The 18,864-nt window shown below is 41.5% G+C and carries 20 protein-coding genes; 17 read left to right on the top strand and 3 right to left on the bottom strand.

Going from position 1 to position 18,864, the window contains the following annotated elements; translation table 11 throughout:
- Positions 1-78 precede the first annotated feature (78 nt).
- The 11 genes from ACGF5R_RS17030 to ACGF5R_RS16980 all read left to right on the top strand — a co-directional run bounded on the left by ACGF5R_RS17030 (position 79) and on the right by ACGF5R_RS16980 (position 6,349).
- Positions 79-300 (top strand): PAAR domain-containing protein, encoded by a 222-nt coding sequence (locus ACGF5R_RS17030; protein WP_387691937.1) that lies wholly within the window; start codon positions 79-81, stop codon positions 298-300.
- Between the two features lie 163 nt (positions 301-463).
- A complete protein-coding gene (locus ACGF5R_RS17025) occupies positions 464-1,066 on the top strand; it encodes a restriction endonuclease fold toxin 5 domain-containing protein (RefSeq protein ID WP_387691935.1) in 603 nt (200 codons plus the stop codon).
- 27 nt (positions 1,067-1,093) lie between these two features.
- Positions 1,094-1,819 carry an immunity 52 family protein gene (locus ACGF5R_RS17020; protein ID WP_112877247.1) on the top strand — a complete coding sequence of 242 codons (726 nt, stop codon included), beginning with the start codon at positions 1,094-1,096 and terminating at the stop codon, positions 1,817-1,819.
- 2 nt (positions 1,820-1,821) lie between these two features.
- Positions 1,822-1,998, top strand: coding sequence for a hypothetical protein (locus tag ACGF5R_RS17015; RefSeq protein WP_387691933.1), 177 nt, complete (start codon positions 1,822-1,824; stop codon positions 1,996-1,998).
- 1 nt (position 1,999) lies between these two features.
- A complete protein-coding gene (locus ACGF5R_RS17010; protein WP_387691931.1) occupies positions 2,000-2,632 on the top strand; it encodes a restriction endonuclease fold toxin 5 domain-containing protein in 633 nt (210 codons plus the stop codon).
- A gap of 31 nt (positions 2,633-2,663) precedes the next feature.
- Entirely contained in the window at positions 2,664-3,419 is a 756-nt protein-coding gene (locus ACGF5R_RS17005) for an immunity 52 family protein (RefSeq protein WP_112877249.1), read from the top strand.
- A 2-nt stretch (positions 3,420-3,421) separates the two neighbouring features.
- Positions 3,422-3,685 (top strand): PAAR domain-containing protein, encoded by a 264-nt coding sequence (locus ACGF5R_RS17000; RefSeq protein ID WP_112877250.1) that lies wholly within the window; start codon positions 3,422-3,424, stop codon positions 3,683-3,685.
- Positions 3,686-3,848: 163 nt separating this feature from the next.
- Entirely contained in the window at positions 3,849-4,475 is a 627-nt protein-coding gene (locus ACGF5R_RS16995) for a restriction endonuclease fold toxin 5 domain-containing protein (RefSeq protein ID WP_112877251.1), read from the top strand.
- A gap of 35 nt (positions 4,476-4,510) precedes the next feature.
- A complete protein-coding gene (locus ACGF5R_RS16990; protein WP_112877252.1) occupies positions 4,511-5,239 on the top strand; it encodes an immunity 52 family protein in 729 nt (242 codons plus the stop codon).
- A 45-nt stretch (positions 5,240-5,284) separates the two neighbouring features.
- Positions 5,285-5,587: a Tox-REase-5 domain-containing protein gene (locus ACGF5R_RS16985; protein ID WP_240000761.1), complete on the top strand. Its 303-nt coding sequence runs from the start codon at positions 5,285-5,287 to the stop codon at positions 5,585-5,587.
- Positions 5,588-5,614: 27 nt separating this feature from the next.
- Positions 5,615-6,349: an immunity 52 family protein gene (locus tag ACGF5R_RS16980; protein ID WP_112877253.1), complete on the top strand. Its 735-nt coding sequence runs from the start codon at positions 5,615-5,617 to the stop codon at positions 6,347-6,349.
- Positions 6,350-6,415: 66 nt separating this feature from the next.
- On the opposite strand, the gene yigL is transcribed toward ACGF5R_RS16980, so the two are convergent.
- From yigL to recQ, 3 genes are read right to left on the bottom strand one after another with little or no spacing between them, the layout of a single operon-like run.
- Positions 6,416-7,216, bottom strand: a complete 801-nt coding sequence (gene yigL / locus ACGF5R_RS16975; protein ID WP_112877254.1) for a sugar/pyridoxal phosphate phosphatase YigL — start codon at positions 7,214-7,216, stop codon at positions 6,416-6,418.
- A 27-nt stretch (positions 7,217-7,243) separates the two neighbouring features.
- Complete coding sequence (pldB, locus tag ACGF5R_RS16970; protein ID WP_262980470.1) at positions 7,244-8,242, bottom strand: lysophospholipase L2; 999 nt, start codon at positions 8,240-8,242, stop codon at positions 7,244-7,246.
- Positions 8,243-8,256: 14 nt separating this feature from the next.
- Positions 8,257-10,083 carry an ATP-dependent DNA helicase RecQ gene (gene recQ / locus ACGF5R_RS16965; RefSeq protein ID WP_112877256.1) on the bottom strand — a complete coding sequence of 609 codons (1,827 nt, stop codon included), beginning with the start codon at positions 10,081-10,083 and terminating at the stop codon, positions 8,257-8,259.
- Between the two features lie 448 nt (positions 10,084-10,531).
- Here recQ and ACGF5R_RS16960 point away from each other — a divergent pair, with 448 nt between their 5' ends.
- The 6 genes from ACGF5R_RS16960 to ACGF5R_RS16935 all read left to right on the top strand — a co-directional run bounded on the left by ACGF5R_RS16960 (position 10,532) and on the right by ACGF5R_RS16935 (position 18,580).
- Positions 10,532-12,355, top strand: coding sequence for an IucA/IucC family protein (locus tag ACGF5R_RS16960; protein WP_387691929.1), 1,824 nt, complete (start codon positions 10,532-10,534; stop codon positions 12,353-12,355).
- Between the two features lie 51 nt (positions 12,356-12,406).
- Positions 12,407-14,644, top strand: a complete 2,238-nt coding sequence (locus ACGF5R_RS16955; protein WP_387691927.1) for a TonB-dependent siderophore receptor — start codon at positions 12,407-12,409, stop codon at positions 14,642-14,644.
- A 67-nt stretch (positions 14,645-14,711) separates the two neighbouring features.
- Positions 14,712-15,725 carry an iron-siderophore ABC transporter substrate-binding protein gene (locus tag ACGF5R_RS16950; protein ID WP_112877259.1) on the top strand — a complete coding sequence of 338 codons (1,014 nt, stop codon included), beginning with the start codon at positions 14,712-14,714 and terminating at the stop codon, positions 15,723-15,725.
- On the top strand, positions 15,722-16,735 hold the full coding sequence (locus ACGF5R_RS16945) for a FecCD family ABC transporter permease (protein WP_387691926.1): 1,014 nt from the start codon (positions 15,722-15,724) through the stop codon (positions 16,733-16,735). The genes ACGF5R_RS16950 and ACGF5R_RS16945 overlap by 4 nt, the downstream gene beginning before the upstream one ends.
- The gene (locus ACGF5R_RS16940) at positions 16,722-17,783 is read left to right on the top strand and encodes a FecCD family ABC transporter permease (protein ID WP_387691924.1); all 1,062 of its coding nucleotides are present in this window, start codon (positions 16,722-16,724) and stop codon (positions 17,781-17,783) included. Before ACGF5R_RS16945 ends, ACGF5R_RS16940 begins: the two co-directional genes overlap by 14 nt.
- Positions 17,768-18,580 carry an ABC transporter ATP-binding protein gene (locus tag ACGF5R_RS16935; RefSeq protein WP_112877262.1) on the top strand — a complete coding sequence of 271 codons (813 nt, stop codon included), beginning with the start codon at positions 17,768-17,770 and terminating at the stop codon, positions 18,578-18,580. The genes ACGF5R_RS16940 and ACGF5R_RS16935 overlap by 16 nt, the downstream gene beginning before the upstream one ends.
- Positions 18,581-18,864 lie beyond the last annotated feature (284 nt).

The raw sequence follows: 18,864 nt of genomic DNA, 5'->3' as shown, positions 1-18,864 counted from the left end.
TGTGTTAGGAGGGCTAATCGCTTATTGTTTCAAAGAGAACAAACCGTCACTGAATATCTCCCGCTCAGAAATGGACATATTAGTGACGGCTTAACCAGAACTCAGGTTAATTACGTGTATCAAGGCGTACCTGTTGCCGCTAAAGGTGATTTAGTAAGCTGCCCTAAATGCAAAGGGGTTTTCCCTATTGTGGAAGGGAGTAATGACTTAAAGCATCATGGAAAACCTATTGCATTGGAAGGTATGCAAACAGCCTGCGGCGCAAAACTGATTGCCAACCAGAAAGATTTTCTCGCTTAATGAGACGACAATCACTTTGGCCTATTTAGGGCAACACTGACGCGCTACGCTTGTCTTCTCCATTTTATCGAGCTAATACATTAATCCGGTAACATGGAGAGACGAGAAAAATACCGTGATTATTCGCAGGTTATAGATAATTTATTGAAAAGGAGAAATTGATATGCCATTACCACTTCTTGCGCCAGCGGCTCCTTCTCTTTTAGCTGCTGCTGAATGGACACTGGCTGCTTGTGCAACAGGATTAGCCGCTGTTGGTGTGATGGAAAGCACCAAAAATAGAGACGATGAACAAGACAAGGCAAAAGCGGATACACAAACAATTACTTCATCCCGTACCGAATGTGAGAAATGTCCGGCTATTGGGAAAGTAATGATGGTCTGGGAAAAGACCACATCGTATTCAGAAATAACCATTGCCTACCAAACAAAAATTGCCGGGACGATATACAACCCTGAATTAAACATAATTGAAACTTGGTTATGCATGGATACAAATTTCGATGGCTGGAAACCTGCACAATGCTTATTTCTTGAGGCTAAGGCTAAGTATGATCAGTTCTTTGAAAATGGTAAACCCAAACCTTGGTGGAAATCGTCAGGCTACTCAATGCAAAAACAAGGAAAAAGACAACAATGGGTGTGTACTTCATTAAACAGTACACCAAATTCTCATTGGCATTTTATGCAACCTATAAGCTACGCCTATTATTTAGAGAAATTATCTATTTATTCCAATATTAAAGTATTTCATACTCCTTGTTAACCGAATAATTTCTAATAGGAAAAATGAATGACTATTTTATCTTTAGACATAGAAATATATACAGATTGGAAAAAGCCATTAACTCCAGACATTGCAGTTAATGATACCTATAAAATCGTAAAACAATTGGAAGATATCTTCTTTGGATACACTAAAATATGGTACTTAGGAGGAAATAGCCGCGAAGAAGCATTAACTCGGGTAGCTTTTGATGAGAGAGGAATAACAAACGAATGTATAAGCGACTTTAAAGAAAATTATACGGAAGAAGATCCTACGGTTATATCAGGCGTCTGGGATGGAAGCGAGGATGGGCAAGCATGTTCAGTTAGTTACTTTAATTATCATGTTGAAAGACAAGGCCAAACAAAAATAGAGATTAATATATCCATTAAAGAAAAAGAGTTTCACTTTCTTAAGTTGATTGATTTTATCAAGTTTCTGGTTTTTAGCCATAATTCACCTTATATTATGGTAGAAACTGATAATTATAGAATAAAAAGAAAACAGGTCTTCCCAGATCGTTTAAGTGCCGGCTGGATGCTCTATTTACCAATAGAAATAGATCTGATTTTAGTTCCAATGGCAGAAGAGATAACACCTGTTTCTGATAAAAATGACAAAAAAGGCTCATTGATTATCACTACAAAAGATATCTTTGATATTGAAAACAAGAAACATATCAATAAAGCCAATGATATTGAAATCTGCTTGCGGGATCTACAAATACTACCATTGATGACAGAGTTATAAATATGACAAACAGAGCCGTAATCCGATTAAACGACACAACCGATCATGGTGGTAAAGTTGTTACCGCCATTGATGATTGCGTGTATCAAGACGTGCCTGAATCCGGTAAAACAGAGAGCCGAGAAAAATACCGTGATTACTTGCAGGTCATGGATAATTTATTGAAAAGGAGAAATTGATATGCCATTACCACTTCTTGCGCCAGCGGCTCCCGCTCTTTTAGCTGCTGATGAATGGACACTGGCTGCTTGTGCAACAGGGTTAGCCGCCGTTGGTGTGATGGAAAGCACTAAAGATAAAGAAGGTGAACAAGACAAGGCAAAAGCGGATACACAAACAATTGCTTCGTCCCGTACCGAATGTGAGAAATGTCCGGCTATTGGGAAAGTAATGATGGTTTGGGAAAAAACCACATCGTATTCAGAAATAACAATTGCTTATCAAACGAAAATTGCCGGGACGATATACAACCCTGAATTAAACATAATTGAAACTTGGTTATGCATGGATACAAATTTTGATGGCTGGAAACCTGCACAATGCTTATTTCTTGAAGCTAAGGCGAATTACGATCAATTCTTTAAAAATGGGGAACCTAATGGTTTTTATCGTAAGGTAAAGTTAGGTAAGAAAAAACTGTCTGGGCATGATAGTATGTTGAAGCAAGCCAGAAAACAAAACGAAGGATGTATCGTATTAAATAACATTCCAAAATCTCACTGGCATTTTCTACAACCTGTATCTTATTCATATTTTACAGAAGCTTTTGCTCCATATCTCAATATTAAAACTTTTAATACTATGATGTCTTAATAACCAGAATAATCTATAGGAGAATTGAAACATGTTCATTATACACCCAAGAATAAAATTATTTTATGATCTTAGAGAAGCCATCACACCGGAATTAGCATTGGACGATATATATCAGTTAATGAATCAAATTAATAATCTCAGTAATAATTCAAGTGGTTGGCATTTACCTGGATATAGTGAAGAAGAAATTAGAGAAAATAACGTATTTAATGAAAATGGCATTACTGAATATGCTTTAAAAGAATTCAGGAGAATTTATGAGGATGACGGAAAATCTATTATAACGTCACTATTTGACAATCCTACAATTGATAATTCTGAAAGTGAAAAATTAGAAAATAATATTACATACATTTCACAAGATGATATTCATTCTAATTACAATAGATTGGGAAAAACTAATATATCTATTAGTCTTGAACTTAAAAAAGAAGAATTCAACCTTAAAAATTTTATCGATTTTATTAAACATTTGGTTTCTCATAGATATTCTCCATTTATTATGACAGATGCTAGAGGCTACAGATTAAATCAAAAACAAGTTTTTCCAGACCGCTTAAGTGCTGGCTGGATGCTCTATTTACCAATAGAAATAGACCCGACTTTAGTTCCAATGGCAGAAGAAATAATATCTATTTCTGATAAAAATGACAAAAAAGGCTCATTGATTATTACGACAAAAGATATTTTTGATATTGAAAACCAGAAGCATATCAATAAAGCCAATGATATTGAAATCTGCTTGCGGGATCTACAAATACTACCATTGATGACAGAGTTATAAATATGACAAATAGAGCCGTAATCCGATTAAACGACCTAACCGATCATGGCGGTAAAGTCATTACCGCCATTGATGATTGGGTTTATCAAGGCGTACCAATTGCCGCTAAAGGTGATTTAGTAAACTGCCCTAAATGCAAAGGAGTTTTCCCTATTGTGGAAGGGAGTAATGACTTAAAGCATCAGGGAAAACCTGTCGCATTAGAAGGTATGCAAACAGCCTGTGGCGCAAAACTGATTGCCAGCCAGAAGGATTTTCTCGCTTAATGAGACGACAATCGCTTTGGCCTATTTAGGGCAACACTGACGCGCTCCGCCTGTCTTCTCCATTTTACCGGGCTAATACATTAACCCGGTAAAATGGAGAGACGAGAAAAATACCGTGATTATTTTCGGGTCATGGATAATTTATTGAAAAGGAGAAATTGATATGCCATTACCACTCCTTGCGCCAGCGGCTCCCGCTCTTTTAGCTGCTGCTGAATGGACACTGGCTGCTTGTGCATCGGGATTAGTCGCCGTTGGTGTGATGGAAAGCACCAAAGATAAAGAAGGTGAGCAAGACAAGGCAAAAGCGGATACACAAACTATTGCTTCGTCCCGTACCGAATGTGAGAAATGTCCGGCTATTGGGAAAGTAATGATGGTCTGGGAAAAGACCACATCGTATTCAGAAATAACCATTGCCTACCAAACAAAAATTGCCGGGACGATATACAACCCTGAATTAAACATAATTGAAACTTGGTTATACATGGATACAAATTTCGATGGCTGGAAACCTGCACAATGCTTATTTCTTGAGGCTAAGGCTCTGTATGATCAATTTTTTGAAGATGGGTTACCCAAATGGTTTTATGCTGAATTTAAGAAAAAACCGACAGATAAGACCGGACTTGAAAGCATGATGTGGCAAGCAGAAAGACAAAATAATGTATGTGCTTCATTAAAAAATATCCCTAAATCGCATTGGCATTTTTTGCAACCAGTATCTTACGGATATTTTACCAAGGCTTTTTCTAAATTTATTAACATTAAAAAATTTAATACACCTTAAATGTGGATATTTATTTTAAAATTAGGGTTAAAAAGATGAACATAATACACGCTAGAATAGAAATGTTTTATGATTTAAAAGAAAAGATAACGCCGGAATTAGCATTGGATGACACATACTGCATTATGCAACAAATAAATAAGGTATCTAATAGTTCAAGTAGATGGCATCTACCAGGATATGATCTAGACGAAATAAAAGCAAATAATGTTTTTGATGAAAGTGGTATTACTGAATATGCCATAAATCAATTCAAAGAAAGTTATGATGAGAGTTTTAAATCTATCATAAAAACATTATTTGATGTTCCAGGTGATGTAAAGTTAAAAAACAGAATCATGTATTCAAGCCGTGACTATAGTAATAGGCTAGGAAAAACGGATGTAGGCATTGATCTTAGTTTAGAAAAAGAAAAATTTAATCATTCTAAGTGTATTGACTTCGTAGCTTCTTTAGTTAGCAACCATTACTCTCCAATAATCATGATGGATGCCAGAGGATATTCGCTAAAACAAAAACAAGTTTTTCCAGATAGAGTTTATTCTGGCTGGATGCTCTATTTGCCAATAGAAATAGACCCGATTTTAGTTCCAATGGCAGAAGAAATAATATCTATTTCTGATAAAAATGACAAAAAAGGCTCATTGATTATTACGACAAAAGATATTTTTGATATTGAAAACCAAGAGCATATCAATAAAGCCAATGATATTGAAATCTGCTTGCGGGATCTACAAATACTACCATTGATGACAGAGTTATAAATATGACAGACAAAGCCGTAATCCGTTTAAGCGACATAACCGATCATGGTGATTTTTAATGGTTGGAAACCTACACAATGCTTATTTCTTGAGACTAAGGCTCTGTATGATCAGTTTTTTGAAGATGGGTTACCCAAATGGTTTTATGCTGAATTTAAGAAAAAACCAACAGATAAGGCCGAACTTGAAAGCATGATGTGGCAAGCAGAAAGACAAAATAATGTATGTGCTTCATTAAAAAATATTCCAAAATCCCATTGGCACTTTCTAGAGCCAATATCTTATGAATACTTTCTTACGACATTTTCTATGTTTCCTAACATTACAGTATTTAACACTAAACTTTAATCATTCTCACAAAAAGGAGAGTTAAAAATGTCAATGATCTTTTCAAGAATAAAATTATTTCATGACTCAAATGAGGCTTTAACTCCTGAAAATGCATTACTTGATTTATATCAAATTACATGCAAGATAAATAAGTTAACAACTAGAAAAAGTGGTTGGTATTTGCCTGGTTATACTCAAGAAGAAAGATTAAAAAATAATGCATTTGATGAAAATGGACCTACTAAATATGCTATAGAGGATTTTAAAGAAACTTATGATGAAAACTCTGGATTTATTGTGAAATCATTATCTGATGGAGTAGATGAGAACAACAACAGTATTCTATATATGGGTGAAGATAAAATCCATGTTAATCCTGTTAGATTAGGTAAAACTAATATATCTATAAGCATCAATTTAGAAAAAGATAAATTTAATTTTCAAGATATTATTGAGCTTTTAAAAAATTCAATATCGATTAGAAACTCTCCATTTATTTTAGTAGATACAAGAGGTTATTCGTTAAAACAAAAACAAGTTTTTCCAGATAGAATTCATTCCGGCTGGATGCTCTATTTACCAATAGAAATAGACCCAACTTTAGTTCCAAGGGCAGAAGAAATAATACCTGTTTCTGATAAAAATGACAAAAAAGGCTCATTGATTATTACGACAAAAGATATTTTTGATATTGAAAACCAAGAGCATATCAATAAAGCCAATGATATTGAAATCTGTTTACGGGATTTACAAATACTACCATTGATGACAGAGCTATAAATATGACAAACAGTAAATAAATGAAAAAACAGCGCCAATAGCGCTGTAATTACAATGGATAATAAATTAAACCTGATACATTTCGCACAAATAATGGGAAACTGCATCATCAGCGTTTGAGCCAATCACTTCCATTTCTGGCAGGATATCTTTCAAGCGCTGGTGAGCATCCTGCATAATACAGCCCTTACCTGCTACCGTCAGCATTTCAAAGTCATTCATGCCATCACCAAAAGCAATACAATCACTCAGTTTATAGCCCATAGATTGGGCTACCCGCTCAAGTGCATGACCTTTCGACACTCCACCTGCCATCACTTCCAGGCAATTGCGCAACGAGAAACTCACATTGACTCTATCACCCCAACGTGTTTTGATTTTCTCTTCCAACACAACCAATAGATCATGATCTTCGCAGGTAAAATAAACTTTGCATACATCATCGGTTTTGAAGTTGTCACGCTCAAAAAGTTGATAATGAAACACTGATTCCTGAAAAAATTCTTTCTGCTCAGGGCATTCACGATTCATATACCAGTGATCATGACAATAATAATTCGTCAAAATATCAGCGTTATCAAACTCCATTAGACACAAGTCATGCACAATCTCAGGCTCAACATTGTGACTGAAAACCAGTTCACCCATAGCATTGTGTACCCGAGCGCCATTGGAAGTAATCATATAGGCATCAATACCAAGAACATCTCGGATTTGCGCAACATCTACATGATGACGACCAGTAGCAAAAATAAAATGAATGCCTTTATTGGTCAGTAAATTAAGAGTTTCCTTGGTGTAAGAAGTCAATTTGTGATCAGGAGACAGCAAAGTGCCATCTAAATCTGAAGCAACAATGTGATACATAGTTATCGTTCCTATCATTTAATTGAGTCAATTCTGGTCAAAAAAATCACAAATGGCGTTGAGTGCCTGGCTACGTAATTTATCTTTTTCAAATAGGATTTCATGATGCGACCCCTGAATAATTAACAGTAACGGCTCTTCAATGAAAGCCCTCTCTCTCCTACGTAATTCACAAAAAGCCCGTATTTTCTGATTATTAATGACTTTATCCTCACTGGCTTCTAAGACCATCAGCGGTGTCTCAATTTCTCCGGCTTTTTCTATCAGCATATCGCCAATCCAGATACTTTCCCTCATCCAGTGATATGTTGGGCCACCTATGCGTAATTCCGGATTATCCGCGTAATAACGGAGGTAACGGCTATAACGTTCATAACTGTGCGTCAGAAGGTTTATCAAATAAGGCAACGGACGCCATTTCCCAGTTAGTACCGCATAATGGTTGCGCATATCTGGCCGCTTTTCAGCCCGATTTACCAGGAAAGTTGCCAACCAACGTGGCATAGGAAAGTTAATACCAAACATAGGAGCACAAAGGGCTGCTGCATCAAATACCTGGCCGTGACGTAATAAAAATCCCCCTAATATTGCCGCACCCATTGAATGGGCTAACGCATAACAGTGAGAATAATGACGAGGAAGAATTTCTCTTTCTATTAATATTTCAACGTCATCAATATAATCATCAAATTTTTCTACATGCCCTTTTTGTGGATCTGCAAGCATCCTGCTGGATCGCCCCTGTCCACGATGATCAATAATAAAAATGTCGTAGCCAAGGTGATAAAAATCAAATGCTACTTCCGAGTATTTAACATAACTTTCACTACGGCCAGGAAAGATAACAACCGCTCTATAATTTTTTATCGTTGCACAAAAACGGACATAACGTATCAGTACATTATCGACACCAATAAATTCACACTCTTCCCTAGCTTGCCAAAAATCTAATAAAGGCCCGTTGGCAAAAGCAGAAAACTGCATCTCACGATTGAGCCAACTTTCTTTCAACATTTCTGGCGTCATAAGTTGCCCTCTGACTATCCAAACTCCTCTAGATGTTCACGTATTAAGGCCATAAAGACATTACCAAAACGTTCAAGTTTCCGTTGCCCTACCCCGTTGATTAATAACATTTCACCCTCCGTCACCGGGCATTGCTCTGCCATTTCAATCAGCGTGACATCGTTAAATACAACAAAAGGAGGGATATTTTCTTCGTCAGCAATAGATTTCCGTAATTTACGTAGCTTGGCAAATAGTTTGCGATCATAATTACCACTATACGATTTACTTTGCTGATTACGCCCTTTCAGATTCTGTATTCGTGGAACAGCCAGTTTTAGCGAAACTTCACCACGCAATATCGGACGCGCAGCTTCCGTTAATTGTAATGCAGAATAATTGGCAATGTTTTGACTGATAAAGCCTAAATGAATAAGCTGCCGCAATACACTCACCCAGTGTTCCTGACTTTGATCTTTACCGATACCATAAACCGGCAAATGATCATGTCTCATATCACGGATACGCTGATTATTCGCGCCTCTAAGCACTTCAACAATATAACCAATACCAAAGCGCTGCCCAACCCGGTAAATACAAGAAAGCGCTTTTTGGGCATCCACCAAGCCATCATAATTTTTTGGTGGATCAAGACAGATATCACAGTTACTGCAAGGGGTTTGTTTGCTTTCACCAAAATAGTTCAATAACACTAGACGGCGGCAAGTTTGCGCTTCGGCAAAAGCCCCCATTGCATTGAGCTTATGCCGCTCAATATCCTGCTGTGTGCCCACCTCTTTCTCTTCCAGACAACGGCGAAGCCATACCATATCAGCAGGATCATAAAACAACACCGCTTCCGCCGGCAGACCATCACGCCCGGCACGCCCGGTCTCCTGATAATAGGATTCGATATTACGTGGAATATTAAAATGAACCACAAACCGAACATTGGGTTTATTAATTCCCATACCAAATGCTACGGTTGCCACTACAACTTGCAAATCATCACGCTGAAATGCATCCTGCACCCGCGCACGCTGGCTGTTATCCAACCCGGCATGGTATGGCGCAACACTCAAGCCACGTTTTTGTAAACGCTCTGATATCTCTTCAACTTTGCTACGGCTATTACAGTAAACAATACCGCTTTTACCTTTTTGACCGCGAATAAATAACCACAGTTGATCCAATGGTTTGTATTTTTCTATCAAGGTATAACGAATATTGGGGCGGTCAAAACTGCTGATATGGATAAGTGGATTATTAAGATTCAGTAGTCGGACAATATCATTGCGAGTCGTTTCATCTGCGGTGGCCGTCAACGCAATGACAGGTAATGTCGGAAAGCGTTGCCTGAGCTGCCCCAACGCCCGATATTCTGGTCGGAAATCATGGCCCCACTGTGAAATACAGTGAGCTTCATCCACAGCCAGCATTGCTGGTTGCCATTCCAGAAGTTGCTCAAGGAAGTTATCCATCATCAAACGCTCAGGGGCGATATACAGCAATTTAATCATGCCCTGACGGCAACGCCGGATCACATCAATCTGCTGTTCGCGGACCTGAGTTGAATTCAAGCAATCCGCCGCAACGCCATTTGCCCGCAGTTGATCCACCTGATCTTTCATTAAAGAGATCAACGGCGAAACAACCAAAGTTACCCCTTCCTGTACCAGCGCCGGAATTTGGTAACACAATGATTTACCGCCACCAGTCGGCATAATGACTAAACAATCACGCCCCTCAAGAATGGTATTGATAACTTGTTGCTGACCAGGCCGGAATTGCAAATAACCAAAGGTTTCCCGCAATACCTGCTCTGTCAGTGATATCGTATTAATGACCTCTGCGGTAGACACACTTTTCCTCAACCATATTAAAAAATCACAGACGCTTTTCAAAACGCCTGGGCATTATGCTATCTCACTCTGGAAATAATTACAGCATGTCATTGAACATCATCTCAGTATAAAAGCGGGTTTAATTGAAGGTTACAGCCGATCAAAAATTCTCCCCCAATTCATCTTACTCATCCCAACGCAGCGCCATAACGCCACATTTTTGACTGCTATTTAAGCAAAAATAGAGTAAATCCTTACACTTACACAGTTGTTAATGATAATAATTTGTATTAATGTTATCAAAATTGAATACCCCAAAAGTCACCTGTCTAAGAGAACCGGAATGAATACTTGGAAAAGGATGCTTATATTCGAAAATTTCAGAATTAAGCGTACCGATTTGTTTCCAGTGTACAACGACTATGTTGGATAGGATTTTTGATTATGAATAGGGATTGTTATCACCATGAGTCCACTGCATATTAACTCCGATAATCACACTCTGCACCTCAACGCAGAGAACTGGCTCCATGCCAATCGCCATCTGGTGACAAAAATATTACGTGAGCTATATCACGAAAAATTAATTAATCCTACCTATCATGGACAGCAGCAGTATTCTCTGGCAATAGGTGACTACCAATACCATTTTCAAGCGGAAACTTATCAGCTCGATCATATTGATATTGATGCCGCTTCCGTAACCAAATTCAGGGATAATCAATCTCAACCGCTTGATGCTATTCAACTGATTATTGAGTTGCATCCGCTGTTGGAAATCCCGGAAAAAATGCTGCCGATTTATCTCGACGAGATATCCAGTACGCTCTACGGTCACGCTTTTAAATATCAGTACAACCGACTTACAGCCCAAGATTTAGCTTATGCCGATTATCAAGTCGTTGAAACGACAATGAGTGAAGGCCATCCAGTCTTTATTGCCAATAATGGCCGAATTGGTTTTGATGCCGATGATTATCAGCGTTATGCACCTGAAAGCGCCAGCCCCGTGACTTTAATCTGGATTGCGGTACATAAGAATAAAGCTATTTTCTCGTCATTATCCGATCTCTCATACCAACAATTAATAGAAGAAGAGCTAGGGAAATACCTGCCAGCCCAATTTGGGCGCCATCTTAATATGTTGGGATTATGCCCATCAGATTATTATCTGATGCCTCTCCATCCCTGGCAGTGGCAGCACCGTATTGCTATCAGCTTTGCGGCAGATATTGCCAATAATCATATTGTTTATCTTGGAGAAGGTCATGATCGCTACCTCGCACAGCAATCTATCCGTACTTTCTTCAATATTACTCAACCGAAGAAGAACTACGTTAAGACTGCCCTCTCCGTGTTGAACATGGGCTTTATGCGCGGGCTCGATCCACACAGCATGGTCACAACCCCATCAGTCAACGAATGGCTCAGTAACTTAGTCCATAATGACAGTTTCTTCCAACAGAAGGGTTTTACCGTACTACGGGAACGTGCCGCTCTCGGTTATTTCAATAACTACTTTGAGTCAGCCATTAAAAAGGACAGTCCACATAAGAAAATGTTGTCAGCACTGTGGCGCGAAAGCCCAATGACGCTGTTGCAGGATAACCAGCGCCTGATGACAATGGCTTCGTTGCTGCATGTCGATTATCAAGGTCATTCCGTCGTCGCAGCTTTGGTAAAGTATTCGGGCTTAAGCGCAGAAGAGTGGGTGTCACGTTATCTCGATGCTTACCTCTCGCCATTACTGCGCTCTTTCTTCACCTATGATCTGGTATTTATGCCACACGGCGAAAACCTGATGTTGGTATTAGATAATAACAGCCCGACAAAAATGTTGATGAAAGATATTGGTGAAGAAGTCGCTATTTTGAATGGTGATCTTCAACTGCCTGAAGAGATTAATTTCCTGCACGTCACTATCGAAGACGACATGAAAATTAACTACATCTTCCTTGATATTTTCGATTGTTTCTTCCGCTACCTAATTCCGCTGTTGCAAAAAGATCTTAATCTACCCGAAGAGCGTTTCTGGTTACTGGTTGCACGCTGTGTCCATAATTATCAGTCACAACATCTGCATCAGATTGAAAAATTCCGCAAGTTCGATCTGTTTAAGCAGGAATTTGTTCGTACTTGCCTGAATCGTCTGCAAATGGCGAACAATCAACAGATGATCGATCTCGACGATCGTGAAAAGAATCTCAAATTCGCCGGAACTTTAGTGAATCCACTATACGCTTTACGCCATGAATACTCGGTTACTTTTCGTCAGGCAGAGCAGCAATAAATAAAAATATCAACATAGATAAATACCAAAAGACTTATATTTGGGGATGTAATGAATAATAAGAAAGTGATGTATCCGTTTTTGCGAAAGGATTCCATGATTAAAAAGACAACCCTTGCAATGACGATACAGTTAGTATTGATGGGAAATAGCTACGCAGTCGCGGAAAGTGCACAGAGCATAAGCGATAAAACCACTGCCCAAAATGACAAGATACTCGTCACCGCTTCACGAGCAGAACATGAAGGGGTGACCGAAGACACCGGGATGTACAATACCACGTCGATGGTCACCGCCACCGGTCTAAACCTCTCGGCGCGTGAAACACCACAGACCGTCAGTGTCGTGACCAAACAACGTATGCTTGACGAAAATCTGGACAGTGTTAATAGCGTCATCGATAGCACAACCGGTATGAGCGTACGCCAGTTTGATAGTGATCGTTTTGGGTTTACTTCTCGTGGCATGTCCATCAATAACATCCTGCGTGATGGGGTTGCTACCTACTACGACACCCGCTTTAACTATGGTGACAATCTTCTGGATGCTGACCTGTTTGATCGTATCGAAGTGGTACGCGGAGCAGCCGGTTTGATGGTTGGCCCGGGCAATCCTTCAGCAGCCGTTAACCTGATTCGTAAACGTCCGACCCGTGATTTCCGTGGCGAATTCTCTGCTGGCGCCGGTTCTTGGGATAAATGGCGCACTGGCCTTGATCTCTCTGGCCCGTTAAATAACAGTGGCAACCTACGCGGGCGTTTCGTTACAGCCTATCAAGCGGCCAACTCCTTTATTGATCGCAATAACAACGAAAGATACCCGTTCTATGGCGTTCTTGAAGCAGATTTGACAGAAAATACCTTGCTGACTATAGGCGTTGATTATCAACGTAACCACACCCGCGGCGGTATGTTTGGTGGTTTGCCAATCTACTTTGCAGACGGCAGCAAAACAGACTATAAACGCAGCGACAGCTACGCACCTGATTGGGCTTTTTCAAAAGTTCGGACCTTCTCTACCTTTACCAGCCTGCAACATAACTTTGACAACGGCTGGAGTGTAAAAGGCACCTTTACTTATGATAATAACGCTCTGGACCAAAAAGTCCTATGGGCAACAAGTTTTCCTGACCGTAGCACCAATATTGGTATGGTGCCAGGTAACATGACACTTATTGATGGCAGCCGCCGCCAGAAGAACTACGATCTACAGGTGAATGGTGACTACCGGTTATTTAACCGTACTCATCATGTCAGCTTCGGCTTAAATCATCAGCAACAAGATTTCCAAAACGATTACTTCAACGCAACTTGTATGCCTAAGGGCAGTTGCACCGGACTGGGTGACTTCACCTCTCCTGGCTGGCAATATCCTGAACCAGAGTGGAGTAATACGCGAACTTATGGCTCAAAAGGGCGTAATGAACAGACCGCAGGTTATGCAGTCACTCAGATTTCTCTGGCAGATCCGCTGACCTTGATCCTCGGCGGCCGGGTAACCAGTTGGCAAACACGCGGTGATAATTTCAATACTCCACAGAATGCCAGCTACAGTGACGAATTTGTTCCTTATGGTGGGTTGATCTACAACATTACTCAAGACCTGTCGATTTACACCAGTTACACCGAAATATTCAACCCGGAAAGCCACCGTGACCGCAATAATAAATTGCTTGCCCCAGTGTCCGGACAAAACTATGAAGTAGGCCTAAAAGGTGTTGCCTTCGATAACAGCCTTGATTACTCACTGGCAGTCTTTGAAATCCGTCAAGATAACCTGCCATTAGTAGATAACAATGCACCGAGACTACCGGATCTCTCCATTCCTCGTTATACAGTGGATGGCACCAAAACTCGCGGGTTTGAAGCAGAAATCAGTGGTCAACTGACAGATAACTGGCGTTTTTATACTGGTTACACGCAATTCCGCGCAACAGATCCTAATGGTGTACGAATCAATACCAATACGCCAAACAGGTTGTTTAAACTGTTTACCACCTACACCCTGCCAGGTGCGATGAGTAATCTGACCATCGGTGGTGGTGTTAACTGGCAGGATAAAACCTGGTTAACCGTTGATGGGCCTGGGAAAACATCAATGCAAGCGAAGCAAGACAGTTTCGCGGTGGTTAACCTGATGAGCCGTTATCAATTCACACCGGATCTCTCTTTGACGGTTAACCTGAATAACGTCTTTGATAAGACCTACTACACCCAGTTCGGCCAATATTCTCAGTATTACTATGGCGCACCTCGCAATATTGAAGCGATCTTGCGTTATAAGTTCTGAGTTTAAAGTCATAATGACACTGCGGACGGCAAACCTTATGTTTCTATTTATTTGAGGAAAACAAAAAATGAAATTGAAGCGTTACAAAGGGTTTGCCGTATTGGTGCTGTTGGTCAGTCTGCTGGCTGGCTGTGATAAGCCAGCCAGAACAGACAATATATCGTCAGACAAGCCCGGTTATCCTAAAGAAATAACTACCGCATTGGGTACAGCGGTGATTCCACATCAACCCCAACGTGTTGTTGCCTTGGGTGCAGGAGCGGAAGATATCGTACTGGATCTAGGCATCGTTCCTGTCGGTATCGAATCCCACCGTTGGGGCGGGGATGAACAGGGCTATCTGCCGTGGTTTAAACAAGCGATACAACAGCGTGGCGAGACTTTGCCAACTGTGATAGATATGTACCCCGAATTAGACATTGAGAAGGTAATTCGTCTCAAACCGGATCTGATTGTGGCAACCCAATCAGGCATCACCCAAGAAATTTATGACCATTTATCATATTTCGCCCCAGTGATCGCTTATCCATCTGCCCCTTGGCTCACGACACCACAACAGCAGATTGAATTAATTGCTCGTGCGCTAGATAAACAGCCGCAAGGAGAGCAACTCGCTACTGAACTGGATGCCATATTACGCGAATCAGGTAATACCATCCCGTGTATCAGTGGCTACACTTTCGCCTATATCAAAGCGGGTATCAGCAGTAACATGCTATCGGTATACGTCAAAGGCGATCCACGCGTCGATACCTTAGTCCATCTTGGTTTAACGCTACTGCCATCGGTCAGCACACTGGCCGATCCCTTCGGCAGTTTCGCCGCCAATATTGGACTGGAAAATGCGGATTATCTTAATGGCGCTGATATCTTAATAACCTGGTTCAATAATGAACAAGAACGTAAAGCAGTGGAAGCACAGCCGTTATTTCAATCCATCCGAGCTGTACACCAGGGAGGTTATATTCCGCTAACCGATCAATCATTGGTCGTTGCTATGTCTTACGGTACACCGCTTAGTTTGCGCTGGGGTTTATCACAATTTATGCCGATTCTGGCAGAGGCAATTAAATCATCATGACAAATCCTAAACGCCGATCCCTACTGCTGCTTGGCTTAGGTCTCATGATACTGCTGACCCTCATTTGTATTATTGCCAGCCTGAGTCTGGGCGCAAAAATGTTACCACTATCAACCATATGGCATCACTATTGGTTAGGTGACAGCGGTAGCTATAGCGATCTGGTCATCAATGCCCGCAAACCACGTACGTTAATTGGCATCATGGCCGGTGCAGCACTGGCGCTTTCCGGTGCCGTAACACAGGGATTGCTGCGTAATCCACTCGCCGAACCGGGTTTACTGGGTGTTAACGCTGGTGCTGCTGCGGTGGTCGTCAGTTTCTCTTTCATACCCATACTGAATGAACTTCCACGCTTCTGGACAGCATTTATTGGCGCAAGTCTAGCTACATTGCTGTTCTACCTGCTCAGTGGAGGACAACGTAATAGCAATCCAGCACGCATGGTATTGACTGGTGCTGCCATTAACGCCTGTCTATTTGCTTTTGTGCAAGGTTTCGTATTGATGAATGCGCATGTACTGGATAGTTACCGCTTCTGGACTATTGGATCGCTTAGCGCAATGTCTCTGGCAGAAGCGAGTTCACTGATACCCTATCTATTATTCGCCTTGATATTGACTCTTTCACTCGGCGCTTCCCTGAATGTGATGGTGTTTGGTGAAAGCATCGCCAGTTCACTTGGCGCCAATGTTGCCCGCACCCGCGTGTTGTCGCTTATTACTGCTACTATGCTGGCGGCAGTGGCTACCGCTATGGCAGGCCCCATTGCCTTTATTGGCTTGGCTGCCCCCCACTTGATGCGGGCTTTAGTTGGCAGCGATTTCCGCTGGCTACTACCCTATTGTCTATTCGCCGGGCCTTGCCTGTTGCTCACTTCCGATATACTGGCGCGGTTGGTGATAGCGCCCGGGGAGATCATGGTGGGAATTATCACCGCAGGAATCGGTGGACCGTTGCTCTATCTGGTTATTAAAACCTATCGTGGAGTTAATTATGTCGCAGATTAACCTATCCAGACCGGCAAAAATTCGAACCTTCATGTTGGGAACTACTGTTTTTCTTGTACCTCCACAACGGACCCAAAGAGCCATCTTATTGATATTGTTACTGCTTGCAGTGCTATTTTATCTCTCTCTAGCACTGGGTAAGCAAGGTATCGATAACCCCTGGCTAGCAACTTCAACTCCTTATCAGGAATTTATTCTCACACAGCTACGTTTACCCCGCGCATTAGTGGCTATCGGGGCGGGCGCAACACTGGCACTCTCAGGTTCACTTTTTCAACTAACAACCCGTAACGCACTCGGTAGCCCCGATATTATCGGCGTGAATGCCGGTGCTGCCGCAGGGATCGTCACCACACTGATCATCTGGCCTGGCGTTTTCCCCGTTGCTTTAGGTGCGCTGCTAGGAGCCAGCTTCGCAGTACTACTGGTATACGCAGGAAACATTAGCGCCTCCGGACAAATGCAAACAACCAGGATTGTCATCTCTGGAATTGCTATCGCCGCCCTTTGTATGGCATTTGTTAATTTTGCTATCTCGAATGTGCGCCTTGAGCAGGCGCAACAACTTGCTTCGCTGCTGCACGGTAGCCTCGCCAACCGGCGCTGGCAAGATGTTGGGTTAATTTATGGAACGATGATACTGTTTGTTCCGCTTCTGCTCTGGCTAGGACGGCAATTGAACTACGTTAATCTGGGCTATGAAGTTGCTAATACGCTCGGTGTACCAGTACGTATCATTCAGCTTATGAGTTTGTCACTGGCGGTCATACTGGCCTCAATGGCGGTACTGGTTGTCGGGCCGGTGGCTTTTATCGCACTTTCTGCTCCACAAATCGCCCGCCGCTTGGTACGGGCCAAAGGCACTGCGCTGTTCTGCTCAGCACTGGTGGGAGCATTACTACTGCTCGCTTCCGATTTAATGACTTTGCTACTTCCTACTTCGGCACGTCTGCCAATAGGCGTTATCACCGCAGGGGTAGGCGGTGTCTATTTGATGTATTTGCTGTACGCTGAATTAAGGAGAACAAAGTCATGTCATTCGATATGAATTCCTCAACCACCGCCTCACGACTAACAGCCCAAGCGCTTTCGCTAGCATACGGCAAGAAAACGATTGTTGAGTGTCTGGATATTTCTATTCGTGATGGTGAATTCAGCGTCATCATTGGCCCAAATGGTTGTGGAAAATCGACACTACTACGCGCCATTAGCCGAGGTATAACTCCACAGCATGGCGAAATCCTGCTTGATGGGAACAATATTCAACATTACAAACCAAAAACGGTAGCACGTGAGCTATCTCTGCTAACACAAGGGGCAATCATCACCGAAGCGTTGACCGTATACGATTTGGTTTCACGTGGGCGTTACGCTCATCAATCCTTTTTACGACAGTGGTCAGCAGAAGATGAGCGAGCAGTTAACGACGCTTTACATGCGGTCGAACTCCAGGAGATGTCGCAACGGTTAGTGAATGAGCTTTCCGGTGGTCAGCGCCAACGCGCTTGGTTTGCTATGACATTGGCACAACAAACACCCATTGTACTGTTAGATGAACCAACCACTTATCTGGACATCACCCATCAGATTGAAATGCTCGATCTTTGTCAACGTTTACATTTACAGGGAAAAACGTTGGTGCTGGTACTACACGATATTAACCTGGCACTACGTTACGCCTCACATTTAATCATGATGAAAAATGGCAAAATTTACGCCGAAGGTGTGCCAGAAGAGATTATCAATGAGCAGAGTATCGCTGATGTGTTTGGTCTAGCCTGCCGTATTATTTGCGATCCAGAATCTGGTAAGCCTTTAATTATCCCAAGATACAATCCTATCTGAACGGGAAATGAGCTGCCTATACCCTATGGATTTCAAGATGGATCGCGACGGCAAGGGAGCGAATCCCCGGGAGCATAGCGAACTATGTGACCGGGGTGAGCGAGTGCAGCCAACAGAAAGAGGCAACTTGAAAGATAACAGGTATATAGTTTTGTCGTATTAACAAGCAAGCAATATAGGCGCTCAAAATATTTACCACTTGATAATAACAATGATAATAATAATAATTATCATAATTATATTTACAATGATTAGTCATATGTAAGATACTACAATCAGGTGGT

It is taken from the genome of Photorhabdus sp. RM71S (assembly GCF_042879355.1).
GTDB classification, from domain to species: domain Bacteria; phylum Pseudomonadota; class Gammaproteobacteria; order Enterobacterales; family Enterobacteriaceae; genus Photorhabdus; species Photorhabdus kayaii.
This window is presented reverse-complemented; position numbering and strand designations above follow the sequence as displayed.